Genomic DNA, 23,245 nt, shown 5'->3' with positions numbered 1-23,245 from the left:
ACATTTAGAGATGAGTTTTATATGGAGATGATTAATTAATCACTTTTTGTACTTCACCACATGTCATCATTTTACTTCCAAAATAGGGATTCTGGATATCTTTAGACTCACTCAACCATTGAGCACCTTTATTATTGTTATACATTGGGCAATAAGCTTGGTAAAGCTTTTTCCCCGTACCTGTAATAGCAATTAGGTCTATTATGTCTTTGCTCAATATGTCAAAATACTCCCTTTGGTGATCTATTGGATTCTCGGAAATATGTTGGGCATGTTCTGTTGCATCTTCTATGATTTCTTTTAATTCTTGTTGGTTATTCTCACCATATCTATCGGTTTCAAAATCGTTGAACTGTGTAACCATATCTTTTCCCGCTTCGGCTGCAATTTTACTATCTTCATTTACCAACGCATCTTTCATATACAGATAAGTAGTTAGAATTGCATCTGTTTCCACAATTTTAGCATCATCTATGTTACCTAAACCGCCTAAACGGGTCTCATCTTTAATGTTATGATCGGAAGGATTGTTTCTTTTTTCACTGTTCGTACAAGAAGTGAGCATAAACGCTAAAGTTAAGGATAGTATGCCAACAGTTATTTGTAAATTTTTCATTTCGTTTGTTTTTAGGATTAATATTGGGGATTAATTTTCTACGGTTTCTCCCTCTGGTTTAGCATCGTATTGCCGTAGTGAGAGTTTTTTCTTATTAACTTCGTTTGTTGATTTATTAATCACTATATTATAACAATAGTCCGTTAAAAATTTACTATATGAGTCATGCAGCAATGGCTGCAAACTCCACGAGTTCTTTAACAAGTTTATCATTTAATCTTCTGTTCGGTTTAATGCCAGACACGCAAATAAATCGTTCAAGCAGATAAGCGTTGTGTATCATTGTTTTACATGATGCCATCGAAAAGGGGATGCCTTTCTCCTTTGCCAACACCTTTGCCAGGTTAACCGAGGTAAGAGATGCATTAAAGTTGAACGATAGCTTTGCTACATCCCTTGCCTGCGATTGCATCAGTCCTGTGAAGCCTTTTGCATCCCTGAAGCAAAACTCGATCTGAAAACGGGTGCGGTAATACTCTATGACATCCTTCCCGCTCATCTTAGAATTGGTAGAGAAGAACAGTTTTGGTTTTTTCCCATCTTTGGAATACCAGACGACAAGCCTGACCATCTGTTTAAGTGATTTGGAATAGGCTATCAAGGTGTAGAGATCACCGTTATCAATATTGATCTTTTGCACTCTGGTTGTATCCAGGTTGGCCATGTCAATCTTACCGTCGTAGAGTTTAGGCCTTCCTTTCTTGCCCGTTGGTTTCTGCAGTGTTGGATAATAAAGTGCGGCGTCATCCCTGAAACGGCTGACCAGATCAAACTTCATCTCTTGCAGACCCGTAACGAAGTTGTTCTTTGCGAAGTAGGCATCAGCAACCACGTAACGGCTTGTCCGATGGAGTTTCTCCTGCATCGATTCAAGGACCAGCAGGTACCAGTCGATCAGGTTGGCCTCGCGACTCTCCAGGGTTTGACGGTCCGGAGTCTGAACGGCCTGTAGACTGATGCAATCCTTGTTGTCGACGTCTATAAGGCCCACTCCCAGGATTTCCAATCCCCTTTTCGCCTGACCGGCTGCACCCGACCAGAAGTAACCAATCCAAGGGGTATTCTTTCCTGATTTGGTTATATAACTGGGATCAATGGCAATAGCCTTGCGATCTCCGGTTAATACCCTATCAGACAAAGACAAGTTAAACTCCAGCCAATCAAAATCCTTCGAGAAGTTCTGGCGAAATCGCTGTTCACACGACTTGCCATATCTCCCTAATTGTAGGAAATTAATCCTCCCGGGAATGACCAGATACAAAATAAGCGTCTCCATAAGGAATGATTTGAAACTTTTGTTTAACTTCGTAGTTAGTTCACCAAGAACATCACTACAGATACCTCTATATTGGTTAAGTATGCTGGTTCTATCCATCTTTATTAGGCTTTCATCAGCTATAAAGCTACTGATAATCAGCTACTTAGCCATCTTTTTTATGTTAAACTATGTTATGTAAATCATTGAATTCTAATCAGTTAATTGAATATTTACCGAAGTATTATTATAACATGCCTCAGAAGAAATAGTTTATGAACTATCATAAAATCAAATGAATAGAATTGAATTATTAAGTCCTGTAAAATAGACTTTTATTTTTAAGATACTTATTTTTAAACTAATTCTTCTCTCTGGATTAGTATATATTTTATACTAAACTTGAATTATTTTAGTTCTCTTTTTTAAGTAATACGTATGCAGACTTATTTAAAAGCTAATTAATTCAGTGATATTCTGAAGTGAAAAACTCCTCAGAAAAGTGGACTTGCAAACTTAATTGAGACAAAAAGTTAAGCGACATTTTTAATTGATTCTTTTTTAAGATTATACTGATTCCAAAATTCATCAATGGTTAAGTTACCCAATGCTGAGAATCTCCTTTTATGATTATACCAGGATTCAATATATTCAAATACCTGCAAGCGCATTTGCTCTCTTGTTTTGAGTTTGGTACCATAGACCAATTCAGATTTGAAAGTTTTGAAAAAACTTTCAGCCACAGCATTATCCCAACAATTTCCCTTTCCACTCATACTTTGTTCCAGCTTCAAGGATTTCAAAAGGTTGACAGTCTGTTTGCAGGCATACTGGATACCCCGGTCAGAATGGAATATCATTCCTTCTGCAAAAGGTCTGTTCCTATTGGCCATCCTTATGGCCGGGACTACGGTATGGGAGGCATTCATATGATCGCTTATGGACCACCCGATCAGTTTGCGATCAAAAAGATCCAGCACACAGGTCAGATAAAGAAACCCATCCCGACATGGAATATAGGTCAGGTCAGAGACACATGCTTTCACAGGCTCATTCTGATTAAACCTGCGATTCAGCAGATTTGGTGCAACCTTATAGTTGTGAGAGGCATCCGTCGTCACTTTGAATCGTCTCGAGAGTTTGCTGCGCAAGCCCATTTCCCTCATATGGCATGCTACGGTGGTTCTCGAGACAGGAGTTCCGGATACCTGCAAATCCTTCGCCAGCCGGGGGCTTCCATTGCGTCCCTTGGCAGCAAAATAGGCATCCCTGATCTTTTCGTCCAGCTCCATATACTTACGCTTACGCGCGCCCTCCGGATCTTTAAGCCAGCGGTAATAACTGCTCCTGGGCACTTTCAGTACTTTACACATCACCTCGATCGTCCATTGTTTCGAGTTGTATTCCTTTATAAAGAGATAGATCAACGATCTCTCTTGGAGATGATGCTCAAAGCTTTTTTTAATATGTCCCGCTCCGTTTCAGCTTCACCCAGACGTTTTTCCAGTTCAGCAATCCTTTTGGTGTCCTCACTTAATGACTGGACTCCGTGTCCGGGAAAACTGGCTTCACCTTTCTGCTGGTATTCTTTCCGCCAACGATATAGAAGAAAGGGGGCAATACCCAATTCCTGTGCAAGCTCGGAAACATTCTTGCGTTCTAAACTGAGTTTGACCGCATTCTCTTTGAATGCTTTGTCAAAATGTGTTCTTTGTTTTCTCATATTACACAAAAATAAGCGTTTATGCTTAACTCTGTGTCCCGGCTAAGTTAGTAATTCCAACCTGTACATCTGTGACAGGTTGTTAAAACCAGCGTGATCAACAAAAGGTAAAAAAGATGTTTCATCGAATCGATTCTTTATTCAAATTGCACCTCCATCAGCTTGATGTCTGACAACACCACACGGTTGTTGCCGGCTTTGCCGAGGGAGAAGAGGATGCGTGCCTGCGAGTCGGTGTGGGCGGAGGTGAAGAGGAGGTTGTAGGCGGAGTGGTTCTTGTCGATCGTGACCGACTGTCTGCCGTAGCCTGTCCATGGATCGGAGTTCCGTGAGACACCGACCGAGATACTCCGGTTGTCGCTGTCGGGGGAGGAGGCGTTGAAGGCAACACGGTAGGTCTTTCCCTTCTCAATGCTCACGCCGGCTTTGATGAGCTGGATGTGCCAATCGACCGTTCCCGGCTTGGTAACGGTGACGGTCAGCTTGTTGTTCGCCACGGCCATGGTGGAAGCGGCCGAGGCATCATTGTTGGTGAGGTACCAACCGTCGCTCTGCCCGTTGGCAAAGTTGCTGCTGTAGAGGTTCGCATAATCGGGTTCATACGGCTCGGCCATGGGATCACTTGTCAGTGCGTCGACCAGCCGCTCTTCATATTGTCCGCTCTGCGGGTTGTAGATCCCGAAGCCGGAGTTCCACTCCCAATAGGCCCAGCTGAAGTACTGCTGTTCAAACCATCGGGCGAGGAACCGGGTCCAGCGGACCCGCGAGTCGAGGTCGGCACGCGAGTAGGCTCCGAACTCACCGATGTGAATGGGGAGTTGCTTTTCTTCGGAGAAACGGACGGCTGCCTTGAAATCCTGCTCTACCGCCTGCCGCTCAAACGCGGTGTCGCGCCACTTGGTGCCGAGCCAGGCATCGGACCCTTCGGACCAGCTGGCTCCCTGGTGTGTGAACTGGAAAGGGTTGTAGTAGTGGATGGTGAGGATGAGTTGGGGATCATCGGGGATCTGCAGTGCTGAAAGGCCTCCTACACCACCCCACTCCGCCGTACCGATCAGCACGCAGCGCTTCGGGTTGGTTGTGCGGATCACCTGCAGCGCATCGGAGAGGTAGTCGTTCCACAAGGAGGGCGTGAGCTGGTCGTGCGGCTCGTTCAGAATCTCGAACAGGAGGCTGTCGGGGTACTCCCTGAAGTGGTCGGCGATCTGCTCCCACTGCGAGAGAAAACGCGCCTTCTCGGCGGTGGGATTGGCCATCAGCGCATCGTGGTGGTGCATGTTGAGGATGATGTGCAGCTTCTGCTTCAATGCTTCATCGACGGCTGCCTCTATGATCTGCAGGAAAGCTGGTGTAAGGGTGTAGGGAGCTGTTGCCAGGCTGCGATCGCCCCGTTCCCAGCGGATGGGAAGGCGCACGTGGGTGAACCCCAGGTCGGCAATCCATTTCAGGTCGGCAGGATCGAAAGGCGACTGCCACGATTGTTCCGCCTCGTAGGTGTTGCCGATGTTGATTCCCCTGCCCAGGCGGGCGTTGATCTCAGCCGCACTTGCCCAGACTCCCGGCACCTCCGGCTCTTCGGTATCTCCCGCATCACCGGTTTCACCCGGCTCTTCAGACTCATCGGGTATCACACTTTCATTCGGGTTCTCTTCTTCAATGGGAGTCACAGGCTTACTATCGCACTGCTGAAACAGGAAAAGGAAGAGTGCAAGGAGTAGGATGTTTTTTTTCATCATGTAGCGTTTTCGGGTGCTTTTTTACATCACAACCAATATACAAACATACAAAAATTGCAACAGGTTTGTTTGATTTCAGGCATTGATTTTCCTAAACATTGACCGGCCCTCGGTTGTTTATCGATTTATGAGACAATTCACCCCCATCCTCTTCATGGTAATCACGCTGGGCCTCGTGGCCGCGGCGATATTCTACCTCTCCAGACGGTTCACCCTCTTCTTCCCCGCTCCCGGCATGAAGGGATGGGTTTGGATCTTCTCCCTGGGTCTGGTATTCGCCTTCGTGGGATCGATCGGCTTCAGCGAGCTCACCAACCCGTTCGTGACGGCATGGTCGCTGGTGGGTTCCATCCTGCTGGGGGCCTTCATCCTCCTGCTGCTGTCGCTCGCGGTGACCGATCTGCTGCACCTTTTCTTAAAACCCTCTCCCGCCCTGCGGGGCTGGCTCACAGTGGGGCTGACAACGTTGCTCACCGGCTACGGCGTCTGGAATGCCTATCACTTCAGGGTGAAGGAGGTGACCATCCCCATCAGGGGTCTCACCGGGGAGATCCGGGCGGTTCACCTAACCGACATCCACCTGGGCAACTCGCGTGGGAAGAAAGAGCTGGAACGGATTGTGCGCATCACTAAGGAGCTGAGTCCGGAGATCATCTTTAACACCGGTGACCTGTTTGACAGCAAGACGCACTTCAACGGAGATGAAGATGTGCTGGACGCTTTTCAGACGATAAGCGTACCCCATTACTTCGTGTTCGGCAACCATGACGAACAGGTGGGACTGAAACAGGTGCTGCACCGAACGGAGGCGAGTGGCGTGACGCTGCTGATGAACCGGATGGCACACTACAAGGAGCTGCAGATAGTGGGACTCAACAACATGATGGCGGACAGTGACTCGTTCGACATCCATGCAAACAGCGACAGCACCACGGTGAAGAGCGTGATGCAAAGCATGGAGATAGACCCGGAGCGGCCGCTGATCGTGCTGCACCACCGCCCCGACGGCATCCCCTACATGGCGGAGGTGGGGGCCGACCTGCTGCTCACGGGCCACACCCACGCGGGGCAGATGTTCCCCTTCACACTCATCGCCAAGTGGATGTTCGGCTACAACAAGGGACTCTACAAATACGAAGAAATGCAGATCTATGTCTCCCAGGGACTGGGTACTTTCTTCTCTCCCATCCGCTTCGGCACCCAGAGCGAGATCACCCTGCTCAGGCTGGTGCCTGCCTGACTTTTTTCCCTTTTTTTATTGGGCGAAAAAGCATATATTTGCATCAATGGAAAAAATATTCTCCTCATCCGATTTCGACTTCTTCACGCCCGGCCTCTCGGAACTCGAGCTGCCGCTGGCGGGCGAGATCGCCTGCGGTTTCCCCTCGCCGGCCGACGACTTCCTGCAGGAGAGCCTCGACGTGAACAAGCTGCTGGTGAAACACCCCGATGCCACCTTCTACGCCGTGGCGCGCGGCACCTCGCTGGCGCCGCTGGTACAGCCAGGCAGCATCCTGGTAATCGACCGTTCTCTGGAGTGGTCGTCCGACCTGCTGGCCTGCTGCTTCATCGACGGCGAGTTCACCGCCAAGTGGATCGAGAAGAGCGGCGACAAAATCAGGCTTATACCGCTCAATCCCGACTTCCCCACGCTGGAGTACAGCCCCGAGGAGGCGGAAATCTATATCTGGGGCATCGTCACCTCCATCATCAACAACAATGTACGCCTTAGCCGACTGCAATAACTTCTACGCTTCCTGCGAGCGGGTCTTCAACCCGACGTTGAACGGCAAACCCATCGTGGTGCTCAGCAACAACGACGGCTGCGTCATCGCACGCTCAAACGAGGCGAAAGCGGTGGGCATCAAGATGGGCGACCCCGCCTTCCAGATAGAGCGGCTGATCCGCACCCACAACGTGCAGGTCTTCTCCTCCAACTTCGTGCTCTACGGCGACATGAGCCGCCGCGTGATGAACATCCTCGCCTCCTACACCCCCTCGCACGAGGTCTACTCCATCGACGAGTGCTTCCTCGACCTCTCCGGAATGAGGGTCGACCTGCGGGCATATGGCATGAAGATGCGGCGGCAGGTGGGACGCTGGACCGGCATCCCCCTCAGTGTGGGCATCGCCCCCACCAAGGCACTGGCCAAGGTGGCCAACCGCATCGCGAAGAAATACCCGGAGCTGCAGGGGGTGCATGTGATCGACAGCGAGGAGATGCGGATCAAGGCACTCCGCTGGCTCGTCATCGAGGATGTGTGGGGCATCGGCAGACGCTACGCCCGCAAGCTGCGCGCCATGGGGGTGAACACGGCCTACGACTTCACGCAGCTGCCCGAGTCGCTGGTGCGATCACTGATGACCGTGGTGGGACGTAACCTGCAACGCGACCTGCAGGGGATACCCACCCTGGAGATGGAGATCGCCGAGAAGAAGCAGAGCATCGCCACCACCCGTTCGTTCGACCGTGACTACAACAGGCTGGAGGATCTCCATGAGAGGATTGCCACCTTTGTGATGAGCAGCGCCGAGAAGCTGCGCCGCCAGCACTCCCTGTGCCGCCGCATGGTGGTCTTTATCGAGACCAACCGCTTCAATGACAAAGAGGAGTTCTATGCCAACAGCGTGCTCCTGAAGCTTCCCTTCCCCACCTCTTCCTCGCTCGAGCTGGTGCCTTTCGCCATTGAGGGACTGAAAAGCATCTACCGCGAGCACAAGCACTACAAGCGCGCCGGGGTGATCCTGCTCGACCTGGTGGACGCCAACGCCTACCAACCCTCGCTCTTCTTCAACTCCGACCCGAAGCACAAGAGGTTGATGGAGACAATGGACCACCTGAACCGCAAGCATGGCAAGACAATGGTGCGCCTCGCCTCGCAGGATGAGCTGACGCACAAGATGCGGCGCCTGCACCTCTCACGTGGCTACACCACCAGCTTCAGCGAGCTGATAGAGATACAGCTTTAACGAAACAGCATATGTGTTTTACCGTCTCCGTAGAGAAGAAAGCGAAGGAAGCGATCAGGGAGTACCTGCAGTCGCACGCCGGCGTGCAGATGCCCCTCGCCTTCGAGGAGGAGCACTACCTGGTCTCCGGCTTCGCACACCCCCGCCTGCCGGTGATCCGCCAGGGTGCCATCACCCTCTCGGAGTGGGGACTGATCCCCTCCTTCGCGGTGGAGGAGCGGGCCACCGAGCTACAGAAGATGACGCTCAACGCGCGCGCTGACACCATCTACGAGAAACCCTCCTACAAGCAGTCGATCGTCAGCCAGCGCTGCGTGTTGGTGGTGGATGGCTTCTTCGAGTGGCGCCACGAGAACGGTAAGAAGCATCCCTACTACATCTACCCGGCCGACGAGACGGTCTGGCTGCCTGGATCGACCCTGCCACCAAACGCAACAGCGTGGAGCAACTGATGCGACCCTACCCCGAAGAGGCGATGCGCGCGCATGCCATCTCCTCCGACGCGGGCAACACCCGTATCAACCGCAACCAGCCGGAGATCAAATTGCCGATTGAAAAATGATATGCCAGGAACATCGAACTATGAACTAAAAACATCGAACATCGAACTTACAAACTCAATAACGTAATAACGTACTAACCTAGAAACCTTTATAAGCATGAAAACGATCCTTACAACCTTGTTCCTATCCCTCTTCACCCTGCTCGCCGCACAGCAGCCGGCAGGAACCATCCGCCTCAACTCACTCGGTTACCTGCCACAACAGGAGAAAGAGGCGACCATTACTGCCGATGTTCCCACCTTCGTAGTGAAGAATGCAGAGACAAACGAAACATTATTCAGCGGCAAGACCTCCGGTCCCTTCTATCAGGAGGATACAGGGCAGGAGGTGTTAATGGCCGACTTCTCCGCACTGCAGCGCCCGGGCAGCTACTACCTCGAGTTGCCGGACGGAAGCCGCTCCGTTACCTTCCCCCTGGGTATGATCATCCATAGTGATCCTTTTCGTACCGCCATGCGGGGCTTCTACCTCTGGCGCTGCGGCATGGCCGTAGCTGGTGAACACAATGGCGAACACTTCTGCACCAAAGCGTGTCACCTGGAGGATGGCTACCTCGACTACCTCGGAGAGAAAGGAGTGCAGCGCGACGGCACCGGCGGCTGGCACGACGCAGGCGACCACGGCAAGTACATTGTCAATGCCGGCATCACCATGGGCATCCTCTCAATGGCCTGGGAGCAGTTCCAACCACAGATAGAGAAGATCGACCTGCAGCTGCCGGAGACCGCACCCGGTCTGCCCCCCTACCTGCAGGAGCTGAAGTGGGAGATGGACTGGGTACTCAAGATGCAATACGCCGACGGCAGCGGACGGGTGTCGCACAAGCTCACCCGAACCAATTTCTCCGGCTTTATCATGCCACAGGATGACAAAGAGAAGCGCTACTTCACCGAATGGAGTTCGGCCGCAACCGTCTCCTTCGCGGCGATGACCGCACAGGCGGCGCGCATCTTCGCACCTTACGACCAGGCTTATACCGACAGGCTGCTGGCAGCGGCAAGGCTCAGCTACGACTACCTGCAAAAGCACCCCGAAGAGAAGCCCTTCATACAGGGCGACTTCCAGACAGGTGGCTACCAGACCACCGATCCGGATGACAGGCTCTGGGCTGCTGCCGAGCTGTGGCAGACCACCGGCGAGGAGGCTTACCTGCGTGACTTCGAACAGCGGGCAGCAGCAATCAACTACCGGGTGGATGAGGACTGGGACTGGGGCAACGTGGCCAACCTGGGTATGTTCACCTACCTCCTTTCAGAACGGGAGGGGAAGGATAAAGCTGCCGAAAAGCGTATCCGGGAAAACGCGCTGAAAGCTGCCGACAACATGGTGACACGCGCCCGCAACGATGCCTATGGACGATCGCTGGTGCGCTACTACTGGGGTTGTAACGGTAGCCTGGCACGACAGACACTCAACCTCTACGTGGCAGAGAGGCTACGGCCGGAAAACAGTTACCGTGAGACGGCGCTCACACAGATCGCACACCTCTTCGGACGAAACTACTACAACCGTTCCTATGTGACCGGACTGGGCATCAACCCGCCCAAGCATCCGCACGACAGGCGCTCGGGTGCCGACACGGTGGAGGCACCCTGGCCCGGCTACCTGGTGGGCGGCGGTCACAGTGCCACCGACTGGGTGGATGAGGAGGAGAGCTACTCGCACAACGAGATCGCCATCAACTGGCAGGCATCCCTCCTCTTCGCCCTAGCATGGATGCTTCCCTGAGGAGGCGATAGTGACCGAAATGGGACAAACAGAAGGGAGGTGATTCCCATCGAAAAGGGGTTTTGGAAAAGTGCTCCAAAACATCTTTTTTTACTAAATAAATGTTTTTCGTTAAAGCTAAAATCATTTACCTTTGCAGGCAAATCATGATTTTAACAACTGAATGGAAAACAAAAAGCAACTCAGCCCCGCGTTAAAAACGGTCGTCGGGGTTCAATTCCTCTTTGTGGCCTTCGGCGCCACCGTTTTGGTACCACTACTCGTCGGACTCGATCCTTCCACCGCACTGTTTACCGCAGGAATAGGGACATTGATCTTTCACCTCGTAACGAAAGGCATGGTCCCTATTTTTTTGGGCAGCAGCTTCGCCTTCATCGCACCGATCCTCAAAGCCACCGAGCTCTACGGACTGCCCGGCACCCTCTCGGGACTGATCGCCGTGGGTGCGGTCTACTTCCTGATGAGCGCCCTGGTGAAATGGCAGGGGGTGAACCTGATCAAACGACTCTTCCCGCCTGTGGTGATCGGTCCCGTGATCATGCTGATCGGCCTCTCACTCGCCGGCACAGGGGTCAACATGGCCTCTGAGGACTGGCTCCTGGCCATCATCGCGCTGGTCACCGCCATCGTGGTGAGCATGTATGCCAAGGGTTTATTGAAACTGATCCCCATCTTCGCCGGCATCATCGTCGGCTTCACCGTCGCCGCCATCATGGGACGGGTCGATTTCTCCGGGGTGGCGGCCGCTCCCTGGCTGGGATTGCCACAGTTCGTGAAACCGGAGTTCTCATGGGAGGCGATCCTCTTCCTCATCCCCGTAGCCATTGCACCGGTGATTGAGCACGTGGGCGATGTCTTCACCGTGAGCCAGGTGGCCGGCAAGGACTTCGTGAAGACACCCGGACTGCACCGCACCATGTTGGGTGACGGTATCGCCTGCTGCCTGGCGGGACTGATCGGCGGTCCTCCCGTTACCACCTACTCGGAGGTGACCGGTGCCATGGTGCTTACAAAGGTGACCGACCCGGCCGTGATCCGCATCGCCGCCATCACCGGCATCATCTTCTCAATGGTGGCCAAGGTGAGCGCCCTGCTCAAAGCGATCCCCGGTGCCGTGCTGGGAGGTATCATGCTCCTGCTCTTCGGTATGATCGCTGCCACTGGCGTCAACAACATGGTCCAGAACAGAACAGACATGAGCAACTCGCGCAACCTGATCATCGTATCGCTCATCCTCACTACCGGAATCGGCGGCGCCATACTGCAGGTGGGTACCGTCAGCATGACCGGTATCGGCCTCTCTGCCGTGATCGGTGTACTGCTTAACCTGATCCTCCCCCGAACAAAAACTGAGAAGGAGGCGGATAACAACGCCAACAGACAATAAACGCTGCCCCTACAAGGGATCAGCGACAAGGGGAGACTCGTACCAACGGGTCTCCCTCTTTTTTGTGATTAACCGCCGACCGGTTCCTTTCATATGCATTATTTTGATTACTTTTGCATCACAAAGTGAAAAGAATGGAATCGAATAAAAATCAGATACTGAACTACGCCATGCAGGCCGGATTGGTACTGGGAGTATACTGGGTGTTCAAGTACCTGTTTGTGATCACCGGTGAGCTGCATCCGCTGCTTAGCTTCATCGGAACCATACTGAGCATCGGCACCCCGCTGTTGCTCTTCTACTTCCTGGTGAAATACAACCGTGAGGGAACGAACGGTGAGATGCGCTTCGGTGAGGGGATTCAGTTCTCCATCCTGCTCTTCTTCTTTGCCTCCCTGCTTGAATCGCTGATGGTACTGCTGCATGTGAAATGGATTGACCCTCTTTACATCGGCGGCATCTACGAGGCAATGATGCAGATGGCCTCACAAATGCCCATCGGCAAAGAGTTGGCAGCCCAACTGACAGATCAGCCACTGCCGGGAGCAATCACCTACGTCTTCAGCAATGTGATCATGGCCGATGTCTTTCTGGGGCTGATCCTTTCGCTGCTGATCGTCCCCCTCGCCATGCGATACAAAAGAAATGAAACAGCATAACAGACCCTCAAGCATATGGATATTTCAGTTGTAATTCCGCTCTACAACGAAGAAGAATCCCTTCCCGAACTGCATGACTGGATCCGCCGCGTCATGGAGGAGCAGGGTTTCAGTTACGAAATCATCTTCGTGGATGACGGCAGCACCGATGGCTCCTGGCAGGTGATCAGCCAACTCCGCAAAGAGTCGGAAAAGGTGAAGGCAATCAAGTTCAGACGCAACTACGGCAAATCGCCTGCCCTCCACTGTGCCTTCGAAAAAGCGCAGGGGGAGGTGGTGATCACCATGGATGCTGACCTGCAGGACAGTCCCGACGAGATCCCCGAGCTTTACCGCATGGTCAGCGAGGAGGGATATGACCTGGTCTCCGGATGGAAGAAAAAACGATACGACGCCAAGATCACCAAGAACCTCCCATCGAAGCTGTTCAACGCCACCGCACGCAGTGTGTCGGGCATCAGGCTGCATGACTTCAACTGCGGGCTGAAAGCCTATAAGAGTGCACTGGCGAAGGATATTGAGATCTATAACGACATGCACCGTTACATTCCCGTGCTGGCGAAGAACGCCGGCTACCGGAAGATCACGGAGAAAGTGGTGCAGCACCAGGCGCGCAAGTACGGCAGCAGTAAGTTTGGAGCCAGCCGCTTCGTGAATGGCTACCTCGACCTGATGACGCTCTGGTTCCTGAACCGCTTCGGACGGAAGCCGATGCACTTCTTCGGTCTCTGGGGAAGCCTGATGTTCCTGATCGGTTTCGTTGCCGTGATCCTGGTGGGTGCGATAAAACTCTATGACATGCACCATGGCAACCCCTATACGCTGGTCACCGACTCCCCCTATTTCTACATCTCCCTCACCATGATGGTACTGGGAACCTTGCTCTTCCTCGCCGGGTTCCTGGGTGAGCTGGTCTCCCGGAATTCGCCGGAGCGAAACCATTACAGGGTTGAAGAAGAGATTTAGAAAAACCGGTTAAATGTTAGTAAATTAGCAAGTTGGTAAGTTGGTAAGTTGGTAAGTTGGTAGGTTTGTAGGTTAGTAGGTTAGTAGGTTAGTAGGTTTGTAGAATTGTAGAATTGTAGAATTGTAGAATTGTAGAATTGTAGGTTAATAAGTTCGAAGTTAAATAGATGGTACGTTTATGTCAAAAAGAACAACATATCTGCTGCTGCTCTCCCTCCTGTTGCTCTCCTGTAACAGTTCAGGAAGTAAGAAAGATTACATCTATCATCAGGAGCAGGGTGAGATCTTCCACACCGGCTTTCACATCAAGTATGCCTACAGCCGTTCGCTGCGGGAGGAGATCATGGCCGAGCTGGAACGATTCGACCGGTCGCTCAACCCCTTTCGCGATGACGCCATCATCACGAAGGTGAACCGAAACGAGCCGGTAGCATTGGACAGTTTCTTCCTCAACTGCTTCAACCGCTCACAGGAGATCGCACAAAGAACCGGTGGCAAGTTCGACATCACCGTCTCACCGCTGATCAACGCATGGGGCTTCGGTTTCGCGAATATGGAGAGTGTGACACCCGAGATCATCGACAGCTTGAAACAGTTTGTGGGTTATGACAAGATCATGATCGATGCGGAAGGAAAAATCGTGAAAAGCGACCCGCGCGTCACCCTCAACACCTCCGCCATCGCCAAGGGGTACGCCTGCGACGTGGTGGGTGATATGCTGGCGCGGCACGGCATCGAGAATTATATGGTGGAGATCGGCGGCGAAATCACCGCCCGTGGGGTGAACGACAAGGGTGAATGCTGGCGCATCGGTGTGGACAAGCCAATCGACGACAGCACAGGTATGCAACATGAGCTGCAGACCATCCTCTCACTCTGCGACAAAGCGCTGGCCACCTCCGGCAATTACCGTAATTTCTACATAAGGGATGGGAAGAAATATGCCCATACCATCGACCCGTTGAGCGGCTATCCCTCACAACTCGATATCCTGGGTGCCACTGTGATTGCCGACGATTGCATGACTGCCGATGCCTATGCCACCGCTTTCATGGCGATGGGCATTGAACAGTCGAAGAAGGTGGCAGCCACGATTCCGGGGTTGCACTACCTCTTCATCTACGAAATCGACGACGGGACGTTCGGCACCATCCAGTCCGACGGCTTCGAACAGTTTATCGCGGATTAACAAAACCATCGGAACATCACAAACCCTAAAAGAGTATGAACACCAGCGAGAAAGAGATAACCAGTCGACACGGAATGAATGCAAGCCCCGCTCAGCACAGGATCATACCCATGACACCGGCAGAAGAAAGGGAGCTGGTGATCCGTTACGCAATTCACAACAGCTCCTACGGACCGTTGCTGATCGCCTCCTCTACACGGGGTATCCTTTTTACCGGTTTCGGCGAAGAAGAGCAGCTGCTCGGCGAATTGAGAGATCGTTTTCCTGCAGCACTTATCACTTCCGGTGAGGATCCACTCCACCGACGTGCCCTTGCCCGGATCGAGAAACCCTATAGTGAAGATACGCTGTCACTTCATCTCAAGGGAACAGCGTTTCAATTGGCGGTATGGGAGGAGTTACTGCAGATCCCTTGTGGCAAGACCACCAGTTACGCCACGCTCGCACAAAAGATCGGTCATCCAGCCTCATCACGGGCGGTGGGCAATGCAGTAGGCCGGAACCCGGTAGCCTGCCTGATTCCCTGTCACCGCGTGCTGCGTTCCGACAAACAGATGGGTGGCTACCACTGGGGTACGCATGTAAAAGTGAAGTTGCTGGAAGCAGAAGCAGCCCTGTCTTTTCAATCAACAATTAACAATAACAGATAATTTATGAGAATCATCCATTACACCATTCTACTTCTCTCACTGATCTCATTTCGACTGACGGCTGAAGAAGCTGACAGCACCCGCTATCCCTCGATACATGTGGACGGCACACTCAAGAACAAGTATGAATACGCCACCGAAAGCGGCAACTCGCGTTTCTCGGTACGCAATTCACGCATCGGTGTGAAAGGTATTATCAACAGCTTTGCCTCCTACCGTGCACAACTGGAGCTGAGCGACAATGGCGACTTCAAGGTGCTCGACCTGAGCGGCACACTCTCTCCGGCTGAGGGATTCTCCTTCACCCTGGGACAGACCGGGATCCCGCTCTTCAACTCCTATATCACCACCCCGGCGACCATGATGTTCGCAAACCGTGCCTTTATCGGAAAATACTTCATCAGTACCCGCGACCTGGGGATGCTGGCCAAGTACGACTTCCGTGTGGGAAGCTTGCCGGTGAAGCTGGAGGGAGGACTTTTCAACGGCAACGCCATCAACGACCCGGTATGGAAAAAAAATCTATCGTACGGGGGGCGAATTGAGCTGGGTGGCATGCAGGGAGCACGCGTCACTGCCAAGATGTATAACTACCCCAAGGATGACACCAAGCAGTTCTTCATCTATGGTGCCGACTTCCGCTATGCAACCTCCAACTGGAAACTCGAAAGCGAGGTGATGAAGCGGGAGAGCAAAACCGATTTCTTCAGTGACCTTCTCTCCTATTACATCCAGAGCGCCTACAATCTCCCGGTCAAAGCCCGCTTTTTCGACAAGATGATCCCTGCGCTGCGGTGGGATGCGATCGACGAGAATTTTGACATGGAGGGATTTGATGTAAATCGGCTTACCGCGGGACTGGGTTTCGGTTTTAAGCGTAGTGGCTACTCATCCATTCTGCGGTTCGACTACGAATGGTATATGGTAGATAACGACATGACCATCTTCGCAGAGAACCCGGAGATGGATTCGAACAAATTTACGGTGGAACTTGTGATCGCCTTTTGACCCAACAACATAACAAGATGAAGAAAAACACATTTTTCGTGATGATCCTCTCGGCACTTCTGCTGACTGCCTGCAACGGATCTCAACCCTCGGGAGACCTCCTGGGGGAGAACGCAGCAACGTTGTGGGAGCTGCAGGGTGATGCCACGATCAGTGACAAGACCCTTACCCTCAACGAGGGAGCAGCAGCACTATTGAAAAAGGGGAGGTACGACAACTTCGAACTGTCACTCACCTTGCGACTCACAGAAACCGGCAAGGGATTCCTTGCTTTTCACAGTGATGAAGCAATGACAAAAGGCTACAGGGTAGCGCTCAACAACGACCTGACCGATGAGGAGTGGTGGACCAAGACCGGCAGCCTGCTGGGGGTGCGCAACCTGACCAAATCGGTGGTGAAGAGCAACGAGTGGTTCAACATGATCCTCCGCGTGGAGGGCAATGCGATCACCATCCTGCTGAACGGAACCCCCGTGGTGGAGTACATCGAGCCTGCAGCACCCTACCGCACCGAGGAGCATGCATCGCAACTTCTCTCCAAAGGCACGTTCGCCCTGAAAAGCAATGCAGGGACAATCGAAGTGAGCGCGATCTCACTCGCACTGCTGCCGGAAGCGACCGATCTATCCACACAACTGGCAGAAGCGATTGACGAAACAGACGATCAGATCATCCGTCTGCATCAGGAGAACTTCCCGGTACTCGACTACCACGTGCACCTCAAGGGGATCAGCGCCGATGAGGCTGCCGCACAATCGCGCCGCTATGGCATCAACTATGCGCTGGCACCCAACTGCGGCATCGGCTTCCCCATCACCAGCGATGAGGAGGTGCTGCAATACCTGAAGGAGATGGAGGGTCAACCCTTCATCCAGGCGATGCAGGGTGAAGGAAGGGAGTGGCCGGAGACCTTCTCGGAAGAGGTGCGCGAACGGTTCGACTACGTCTTCACCGACGCCCTCACCTTCACCGACCGTAAAGGGCGCCGCACCCGCCTCTGGATCCCGGAGGAGGTGTTCATCGAAGATGAAGAAGAGTACATGGATCTGATCGTGGAGAAGATCGTGGCGGTGATGCAGGAGCCGATGGATGTGTATGTGAACCCCAACTTCCTGCCGGAGGTGATGAACGACCGCTACGATGCCTTCTGGACAGAAGAGCGGATGGACAGGGTAATCACAGCCATGAAGGGTACCGGGAAAGCACTGGAAATCAATCACCGATACCGTATCCCCTACCAGGCATTCATTCAGAAGGCAAAAAATGCGGGCCTCAAGTTCACCTTCGGCACCAACAATGCTGACGGTAACTTCGGCAAGATGGAATATTGCATCGAGATGAAAGAGGCGTGCGGCATCACTGCGGCCGATATGTACAAACCCAATATACAGGAATGAACAACAATAGAATAACACCTGATTTTATCACCGACCTGGAGGAAAACGAGATCTTTGTTTTCGGGAGTAACCTGGAGGGGAGCCATGGAGGTGGTGCCGCAAAAACGGCCCACAACCGGTTTGGAGCGATATGGGGACAGGGAGTTGGACTTCAGGGACAGTCCTACGGCATCCCCACAATGCATGGGGGACCCGAGGAGATACGACCCTACGTGGAGGAATTCATCGATTTTGCACGCCTCAATCCCGATCTCACCTTTCTGGTGACGCGCGTAGGTTGTGGCATCGCAGGCTTCCATGACTCAGAGATTGCACCTCTTTTTACAAATGCTCAAGAAGTACCAAATATCTTCCTGCCAAAAAGCTTCTGGCACTACCTGACCGAATGAGGTACGACGCTCACTTTACAACAAAAAAACCGGTGCCACATGGACACCGGTTTTTTTAGTATAGTATGTTTGATTGAATTATTCTGCACTCTCTTTCTTCTCTTCGGAAGAAGGAGTTTCTTCAGCTTTGGGCTCTTCAGCAGCGGGTGCTTCTTCAGCCTTGGGCTCTTCAGCAACGGGTGCTTCCTCAACCTTAGGTTCTTCAACTGCAGGAGCTTCTTCGGCCTTGGGTTCCTCAACTGCGGGTGCTTCTTCAACCACAGGTGCTTCTTCAACCGCGGGTGCTTCCTCGGCCTTGGGCTCTTCAACTGCAGGTGCTTCCTCCACAACCGGAGCATTGGCAGCCTCCTCTTCGGCTTTCTTCAGCGCCAACACTTCAGCTCTTGCCTTGTTCACCTCTTTCTCTGCATCGAGACGAGCCTTTGCATCTGCACGCTCTTTCTCTTCATCTTTCAGCTTGAGAGAGTGGTTAGCCTGTTGCTTGTTGTTCTTCCATGCCTCGAAACGTCTTTCCGCTTCAGCGGCATCAAATGCACCCTTGGTGACTCCACCCAGGAGATGCTTCTTCATCAGCACCCCTTCCTCGGAAAGGATGTTGCGTACGGTGTCAGAGGGCTGTGCCCCTGTCTGCAGCCAATACAAAGCTCTGTCGAAATCTAAAGTGATCGTAGCAGGATGTGTATTCGGATTGTAGGAACCAATCCTTTCAATATACTTTCCATCCCGTGGAGCTCTGCTATCTGCAACAATGATCTGATAAAAAGGATAGTTCTTCCGTCCTCTTCTCTGTAAACGTAATTTTGTTGCCATTTAGTAGTTCTTGTAAAATGAGTATAAACTGTAATTGCGGGTGCAAAGATAAGAATTAATTGGTGAACTGCAAAATAATTCATGGTCCTTAAGTCATTGAAATCGATCTTTTGATTTTCCCAACCCGATTTCTAGCTGTATCTTTGCAGCCTTAAAAAAATGATATGGTATTAACGTGAGTTCGGGATAAGAAAAGCATAAAAAAAGTTGTGATATAGGGAGATTATTTGTATATTTATAGCTGATAATCAAACAAATAACAAACATCAGCCCTATGATCACAACAGACAAAGTTATTGAAATATTTTGTATTGCCGACGATTTTTGTGCAGAATATGAGAATGAAATTCAGAATCATCAACTTCAAGCCGGGGGTACAACTAAAAGGAGAAACAGGAAAACGCAAATGTCCCAGAGCGAGATTATTGCCGTGATGGTCTGTTTCCACTGCGGAACCTTCCATAATTTCAAGAATTATTACCTGTTTTATATTTGCAAACACATGAAGAGCTATTTTCCAAATGCCGTTTCCTACAACCGTTTTGTCGAGTTGCAACCCAGGGTGATTGTACCTTTCATGCTCTTGCTCAAACTCTTTGGATTTGGTGAATGCACAGGCATTACATATGTGGATAGCACTCCCATTAAAGTATGTCATAACAAGCGTATACACTCGAATAAAGTATTCAGGGATCTGGCACAAAGAGGGAAAAGTACGATGGGCTGGTTTTTTGGATTCAAGCTTCATCTGGTCTGTAACGAAAAGGGTGAATTGCTGAATTTCTCTCTCACAAAAGGCAATGTCGACGATAGAAACCCTGACGTAATCAATGTTCTTACCAAAGATCTTTTCGGTAAACTATATGCAGACAAGGGTTACATCAGCACAAAGCTCTTCGAGATGCTGTTTGACCAGGGTGTTCATTTAGTGACCGGTATACGCTCAAATATGAAAAATTCCCTGATGTCATTCCGCGACAAGATTCTCTTACGCAAAAGATCTGTAATTGAGTCCATCAATGATGAACTGAAGAATATCTGCCAGATAGAACATTCAAGGCATCGTTCCACACATAATTTCATCATGAACATAATTGCTGCATTGGTGGCATATTGTTTCTTTCCCAAAAAGCCTTCAATCAAATTTGAAGTGGAAAAGTCAAGTCAATTAACCATTTGGGGATAATATGTTATCCCGAACTCACGTTTTTAGTGGACGGATTGACGGTTGAGTTTGGGGGAGCTGCATTGTTTTCGGATATCTCCTTCGCCATAAATCCCAACGACCGGATTGCGTTGATGGGCAAGAACGGGGCGGGCAAATCGACCCTGCTGAAGATACTGGCAGGGGTGCGGCAGCCTACCCGGGGGAGGGTCTCCATGCCGAAGGATTTCACGGTGGCTTACCTGCCGCAGCACCTGATGATAGAGGATGGACGTACCCTCTTCGAGGAGACGGCACAGGCTTTTTCACACATCCACCAGCTGGAGGAGGAGATGGAACGCATCAACCATGAACTGACGGTGCGTACCGACTATGAGTCGGACGAGTACATGCAGCTCATAGAGCAGGTATCGGCTCTCAGCGAGAAGTTCTACGGCATCGAGGAGATCAACTACGACGCCGCGGTGGAGAAGACGCTCCTGGGACTGGGGTTCGCACGGAGCGACTTCGACCGGCAGACCTCCCAATTCAGCGGCGGCTGGCGCATGCGCATCGAGCTGGCCAAGATCCTGCTGCAGGACCCCGACCTGATCCTGCTGGACGAGCCTACCAAACACCTCGACATCGACTCGGTGGAGTGGTTCGAGGAGTTCCTGATCAACAGCGCCAGGGCGGTGGTGGTGATCTCACACGACCGGGCCTTCGTGGACCACATCACCAACCGCACCATCGAGGTGACCATGGGAAGGATCTACGATTACAAGGCTACCTACTCGCACTACATGGAGCTTCGCCGCGAGCGCCGTGAGCAGCAGCAGAAGCAATATGACGACCAGCAGAAGATGATTGCCGAGACCAGGGAGTTCATCGAGCGGTTCAAAGGAACTTACTCCAAGACACTCCAGGTGCAGTCGCGCGTAAAGATGCTGGAGAAGCTGGAGCTGGTGGAGGTGGATGAGGTGGACACCTCGGCACTGAAGCTGCGCTTCCCTCCTGCCCCACGCTCAGGCAGCTATCCGGTGGCGGCGGAGGGTCTCCACAAGTCGTACGATGAGAAGCTGATCTTCAGCGATGTCAACTTCATGATTGAACGGGGTGAGAAGGTGGCCTTCGTGGGCCGCAACGGTGAGGGGAAATCGACCCTTGTCAAATGCATCATGGGGGAGACCGCTTTCAATGGCAACCTGCAACTGGGCCACAATGTGAAGATCGGTTACTTCGCACAGAACCAGGCATCGCTGCTGGAGGAGGAGCTGACGGTCTTTCAGACCATCGACGACATTGCGGTGGGTGACATCCGTACGAAGATACGGGATATCCTGGGAGCCTTCATGTTTGGCCGGGAGGATATCGACAAGAAAGTGAAGGTGCTCTCGGGCGGTGAGCGCACCCGCCTGGCCATGATCAAGCTGCTGCTGGAACCGGTGAACCTGCTGATCCTCGACGAGCCTACCAATCACCTGGACCTCAAGACAAAGGATATCCTGAAACAGGCACTGATTGAGTTCGACGGCACGCTGATCCTGGTGTCGCACGACCGTGACTTCCTCGACGGGCTGGCAAAAAAGGTGTATGAGTTCGGCAACCGCAAGGTGACTGAGCACCTGGAGGACATCAACGGATTCCTGGCCAGGAAGCGGATGGAGAACCTGCGGGAGATTGAGCGGAAGTAGTGCGGGTTAACTGCCCGCAACCCTCCTGTTGCGCAGCAGCGGGTTGTTGCGCGACTTGTTGAAGATCATCTGACCCTTATTGGCTCCCTTTCGCAAACGCTTCCGCTCTTCTTCAGGAAGATGGAGCAGCTCCCGGCAGTGATCGGAACAACACCCCTCCATCTCCGCGGCACACTGCGCACACTGGATGAAGAGCAGGTGACATCCCTCGTTGCGGCAGTTGGTATGGCTGTCGCCGGGTGCACCGCACTGGTGGCAGCGGGCAATCACATCGTCGGTGATCCGCTCTCCCAGCCGTTCATCGAACACGAAGTTCTTGCCGATGAACTTTAACGGCAACTGCTGCTCCCGTACCTTGCGCACATATTCCAGTACACCGCCCTCCACGTGATAGACATTCTTGAACCCATTGTGGCGTAGGTAGGCACTGGCCTTCTCGCATCGGATGCCGCCGGTGCAGTACATCACGATGTTCTTCTCCTTGTGCTCCTGCAGCATCTCCACCGCCATGGGCAGCTGCTCCCGGAAGGTATCGGAGGGCACCTCGATGGCGTTCTCGAAATGACCTACCTCATACTCGTAGTGGTTGCGCATATCCACCACGATGGTATCTGGCCGCTGTGTGAGCTCGTTGTATTCCCGCGCCTTAAGGTATTTCCCCGTTTTGGAAGGATCGAAATCGGGATCCTCGATGCCGTCGGCCACAACCTTGTGGCGCACCTTCATGCGCAGTACCCAGAACGATTTTCCATCGTCATCCACAGCGATGTTAAGGCGGATGCCGTTCAGTGCCGGGTCGGCAGCGTAGAGGATCTCGCGAAACAGTTCAAGGTTGCCCTCCGGCACAGAGATCTGTCCGTTGATCCCCTCCCGTGCAATGTAGACGCGACCGAACACACCGATCTCGTTGAAGCGGATGTAAAGGTGGTCGCGAAACTGCCGGGGATCATTGATCGTGAAATATTTGTAGAAGGAGAGGGTGATGCGGGGTTCTGTTTCCTGCAGCATACGCTCCTTCAGCTCCTTGTTGGAGATACGGTTGTGAAGTTGTGACATGTCAAACATTATATATTATCAGACGCAACATATGATTGGATCACCCTGCACAGTGACGATCGTTGCAGCGTCACAAAAAAACCTCAACAGTGTTGTTGAGGTTTTTTTGAAGTGATTCGCCTGGGGTTCGAACCCAGGACCCCATCCTTAAAAGGGATGTGCTCTACCAGCTGAGCTAGCGAATCGACCTGGTGCTTTCTTTCAAAAGCGAGTGCAAAGATAAAACGTTTATTTCAGTTTTGCAACTGTTAAAGCAACATTTTGCCCATTTTTTCCCGGTTGAAAGCCATCGGCTGAAAACCAAA

At 52.0% G+C, this 23,245-nt stretch carries 22 protein-coding genes and 1 tRNA gene; 15 read left to right on the top strand and 8 right to left on the bottom strand.

The window, feature by feature from the left end; translation table 11 throughout:
- Nucleotides 1-31: 31 nt before the first annotated feature.
- From JS578_00185 to JS578_00165, 5 genes are all read right to left on the bottom strand, one after another.
- The gene (locus JS578_00185) at nt 32-616 is read right to left on the bottom strand and encodes a DUF3347 domain-containing protein (protein ID QRX63724.1); all 585 of its coding nucleotides are present in this window, start codon (nt 614-616) and stop codon (nt 32-34) included.
- A 163-nt stretch (nt 617-779) separates the two neighbouring features.
- The gene (locus JS578_00180) at nt 780-1,991 is read right to left on the bottom strand and encodes a transposase (GenBank protein ID QRX63723.1); all 1,212 of its coding nucleotides are present in this window, start codon (nt 1,989-1,991) and stop codon (nt 780-782) included.
- 413 nt (nt 1,992-2,404) lie between these two features.
- Nucleotides 2,405-3,298: an IS3 family transposase gene (locus JS578_00175; GenBank protein QRX63722.1), complete on the bottom strand. Its 894-nt coding sequence runs from the start codon at nt 3,296-3,298 to the stop codon at nt 2,405-2,407.
- Entirely contained in the window at nt 3,295-3,594 is a 300-nt protein-coding gene (locus tag JS578_00170; GenBank protein ID QRX63721.1) for a transposase, read from the bottom strand. Before JS578_00170 ends, JS578_00175 begins: the two co-directional genes overlap by 4 nt.
- 137 nt (nt 3,595-3,731) lie before the next feature.
- A complete protein-coding gene (locus JS578_00165; protein QRX63720.1) occupies nt 3,732-5,330 on the bottom strand; it encodes a cellulase family glycosylhydrolase in 1,599 nt (532 codons plus the stop codon).
- 127 nt (nt 5,331-5,457) lie between these two features.
- On the opposite strand from JS578_00165, the gene JS578_00160 reads away from it, so the two are divergent.
- The 13 genes from JS578_00160 to JS578_00100 all read left to right on the top strand — a co-directional run bounded on the left by JS578_00160 (nt 5,458) and on the right by JS578_00100 (nt 18,236).
- The gene (locus JS578_00160) at nt 5,458-6,570 is read left to right on the top strand and encodes a metallophosphoesterase (protein QRX63719.1); all 1,113 of its coding nucleotides are present in this window, start codon (nt 5,458-5,460) and stop codon (nt 6,568-6,570) included.
- A 46-nt stretch (nt 6,571-6,616) separates the two neighbouring features.
- Nucleotides 6,617-7,075, top strand: coding sequence for a peptidase S24 (locus JS578_00155; protein QRX63718.1), 459 nt, complete (start codon nt 6,617-6,619; stop codon nt 7,073-7,075).
- A complete protein-coding gene (locus JS578_00150; protein QRX63717.1) occupies nt 7,050-8,300 on the top strand; it encodes a Y-family DNA polymerase in 1,251 nt (416 codons plus the stop codon). Before JS578_00155 ends, JS578_00150 begins: the two co-directional genes overlap by 26 nt.
- A gap of 11 nt (nt 8,301-8,311) precedes the next feature.
- A complete protein-coding gene (locus JS578_00145) occupies nt 8,312-8,752 on the top strand; it encodes an SOS response-associated peptidase family protein (GenBank protein QRX63716.1) in 441 nt (146 codons plus the stop codon).
- A 207-nt stretch (nt 8,753-8,959) separates the two neighbouring features.
- Entirely contained in the window at nt 8,960-10,591 is a 1,632-nt protein-coding gene (locus JS578_00140) for a glycoside hydrolase family 9 protein (GenBank protein ID QRX63715.1), read from the top strand.
- A 163-nt stretch (nt 10,592-10,754) separates the two neighbouring features.
- Nucleotides 10,755-11,978, top strand: coding sequence for a uracil-xanthine permease (locus JS578_00135; protein QRX63714.1), 1,224 nt, complete (start codon nt 10,755-10,757; stop codon nt 11,976-11,978).
- Nucleotides 11,979-12,112: 134 nt separating this feature from the next.
- Complete coding sequence (locus JS578_00130) at nt 12,113-12,637, top strand: DUF4199 domain-containing protein (GenBank protein ID QRX63713.1); 525 nt, start codon at nt 12,113-12,115, stop codon at nt 12,635-12,637.
- A gap of 15 nt (nt 12,638-12,652) precedes the next feature.
- A complete protein-coding gene (locus JS578_00125) occupies nt 12,653-13,603 on the top strand; it encodes a glycosyltransferase (protein QRX63712.1) in 951 nt (316 codons plus the stop codon).
- 178 nt (nt 13,604-13,781) lie between these two features.
- On the top strand, nt 13,782-14,792 hold the full coding sequence (locus tag JS578_00120; protein QRX63711.1) for an FAD:protein FMN transferase: 1,011 nt from the start codon (nt 13,782-13,784) through the stop codon (nt 14,790-14,792).
- Nucleotides 14,793-14,866: 74 nt separating this feature from the next.
- Entirely contained in the window at nt 14,867-15,442 is a 576-nt protein-coding gene (locus JS578_00115; protein QRX64869.1) for a methylated-DNA--[protein]-cysteine S-methyltransferase, read from the top strand.
- Nucleotides 15,443-15,445: 3 nt separating this feature from the next.
- On the top strand, nt 15,446-16,450 hold the full coding sequence (locus JS578_00110; GenBank protein ID QRX63710.1) for a hypothetical protein: 1,005 nt from the start codon (nt 15,446-15,448) through the stop codon (nt 16,448-16,450).
- Between the two features lie 17 nt (nt 16,451-16,467).
- Nucleotides 16,468-17,847, top strand: coding sequence for a DUF1080 domain-containing protein (locus JS578_00105; GenBank protein QRX63709.1), 1,380 nt, complete (start codon nt 16,468-16,470; stop codon nt 17,845-17,847).
- Complete coding sequence (locus JS578_00100) at nt 17,844-18,236, top strand: hypothetical protein (GenBank protein QRX63708.1); 393 nt, start codon at nt 17,844-17,846, stop codon at nt 18,234-18,236. The genes JS578_00105 and JS578_00100 overlap by 4 nt, the downstream gene beginning before the upstream one ends.
- Before the next feature lie 78 nt (nt 18,237-18,314).
- Here the strand turns inward: JS578_00100 and JS578_00095 are convergent, their stop codons facing one another.
- Entirely contained in the window at nt 18,315-19,046 is a 732-nt protein-coding gene (locus tag JS578_00095) for a 30S ribosomal protein S16 (protein QRX63707.1), read from the bottom strand.
- 274 nt (nt 19,047-19,320) lie between these two features.
- Between JS578_00095 and JS578_00090 the strand changes: the two genes are divergently transcribed.
- Nucleotides 19,321-20,232, top strand: a complete 912-nt coding sequence (locus JS578_00090; GenBank protein QRX63706.1) for an IS982 family transposase — start codon at nt 19,321-19,323, stop codon at nt 20,230-20,232.
- A 26-nt stretch (nt 20,233-20,258) separates the two neighbouring features.
- Entirely contained in the window at nt 20,259-21,884 is a 1,626-nt protein-coding gene (locus JS578_00085; GenBank protein ID QRX63705.1) for an ABC-F family ATP-binding cassette domain-containing protein, read from the top strand.
- Between the two features lie 6 nt (nt 21,885-21,890).
- Here JS578_00085 and JS578_00080 read toward each other — a convergent pair whose 3' ends face one another.
- Entirely contained in the window at nt 21,891-22,940 is a 1,050-nt protein-coding gene (locus JS578_00080) for a rhodanese-related sulfurtransferase (GenBank protein ID QRX63704.1), read from the bottom strand.
- 112 nt (nt 22,941-23,052) lie between these two features.
- Nucleotides 23,053-23,125, bottom strand: a tRNA-Lys gene (locus JS578_00075).
- Between the last annotated feature and the right edge of the window lie 120 nt (nt 23,126-23,245).

It is taken from the genome of Dysgonomonadaceae bacterium zrk40 (assembly GCA_016916535.1).
In the GTDB taxonomy this organism is placed as follows: Bacteria; Bacteroidota; Bacteroidia; order Bacteroidales; family Dysgonomonadaceae; genus Proteiniphilum.
The sequence above is the reverse complement of the archived record's forward strand: the minus strand, read 5'-3'. Positions and strand labels throughout refer to the sequence as shown.

Coding starts and splice junctions, on each gene's coding strand:
- JS578_00185 (QRX63724.1), bottom strand. CDS start 616: ATGAAAAATTTACAAATAACTGTTGGCATACTATCCTTAACTTTAGCG.
- JS578_00140 (QRX63715.1), top strand. CDS start 8,960: ATGAAAACGATCCTTACAACCTTGTTCCTATCCCTCTTCACCCTGCTC.
- JS578_00150 (QRX63717.1), top strand. CDS start 7,050: ATGTACGCCTTAGCCGACTGCAATAACTTCTACGCTTCCTGCGAGCGG.
- JS578_00165 (QRX63720.1), bottom strand. CDS start 5,330: ATGATGAAAAAAAACATCCTACTCCTTGCACTCTTCCTTTTCCTGTTT.
- JS578_00160 (QRX63719.1), top strand. CDS start 5,458: ATGAGACAATTCACCCCCATCCTCTTCATGGTAATCACGCTGGGCCTC.
- JS578_00100 (QRX63708.1), top strand. CDS start 17,844: ATGAACAACAATAGAATAACACCTGATTTTATCACCGACCTGGAGGAA.
- JS578_00110 (QRX63710.1), top strand. CDS start 15,446: ATGAGAATCATCCATTACACCATTCTACTTCTCTCACTGATCTCATTT.
- JS578_00095 (QRX63707.1), bottom strand. CDS start 19,046: ATGGCAACAAAATTACGTTTACAGAGAAGAGGACGGAAGAACTATCCT.
- JS578_00120 (QRX63711.1), top strand. CDS start 13,782: ATGTCAAAAAGAACAACATATCTGCTGCTGCTCTCCCTCCTGTTGCTC.
- JS578_00155 (QRX63718.1), top strand. CDS start 6,617: ATGGAAAAAATATTCTCCTCATCCGATTTCGACTTCTTCACGCCCGGC.
- JS578_00170 (QRX63721.1), bottom strand. CDS start 3,594: ATGAGAAAACAAAGAACACATTTTGACAAAGCATTCAAAGAGAATGCG.
- JS578_00080 (QRX63704.1), bottom strand. CDS start 22,940: ATGTCACAACTTCACAACCGTATCTCCAACAAGGAGCTGAAGGAGCGT.
- JS578_00135 (QRX63714.1), top strand. CDS start 10,755: ATGGAAAACAAAAAGCAACTCAGCCCCGCGTTAAAAACGGTCGTCGGG.
- JS578_00180 (QRX63723.1), bottom strand. CDS start 1,991: ATGGATAGAACCAGCATACTTAACCAATATAGAGGTATCTGTAGTGAT.
- JS578_00125 (QRX63712.1), top strand. CDS start 12,653: ATGGATATTTCAGTTGTAATTCCGCTCTACAACGAAGAAGAATCCCTT.
- JS578_00145 (QRX63716.1), top strand. CDS start 8,312: ATGTGTTTTACCGTCTCCGTAGAGAAGAAAGCGAAGGAAGCGATCAGG.
- JS578_00090 (QRX63706.1), top strand. CDS start 19,321: ATGATCACAACAGACAAAGTTATTGAAATATTTTGTATTGCCGACGAT.
- JS578_00130 (QRX63713.1), top strand. CDS start 12,113: ATGGAATCGAATAAAAATCAGATACTGAACTACGCCATGCAGGCCGGA.
- JS578_00115 (QRX64869.1), top strand. CDS start 14,867: ATGAATGCAAGCCCCGCTCAGCACAGGATCATACCCATGACACCGGCA.
- JS578_00105 (QRX63709.1), top strand. CDS start 16,468: ATGAAGAAAAACACATTTTTCGTGATGATCCTCTCGGCACTTCTGCTG.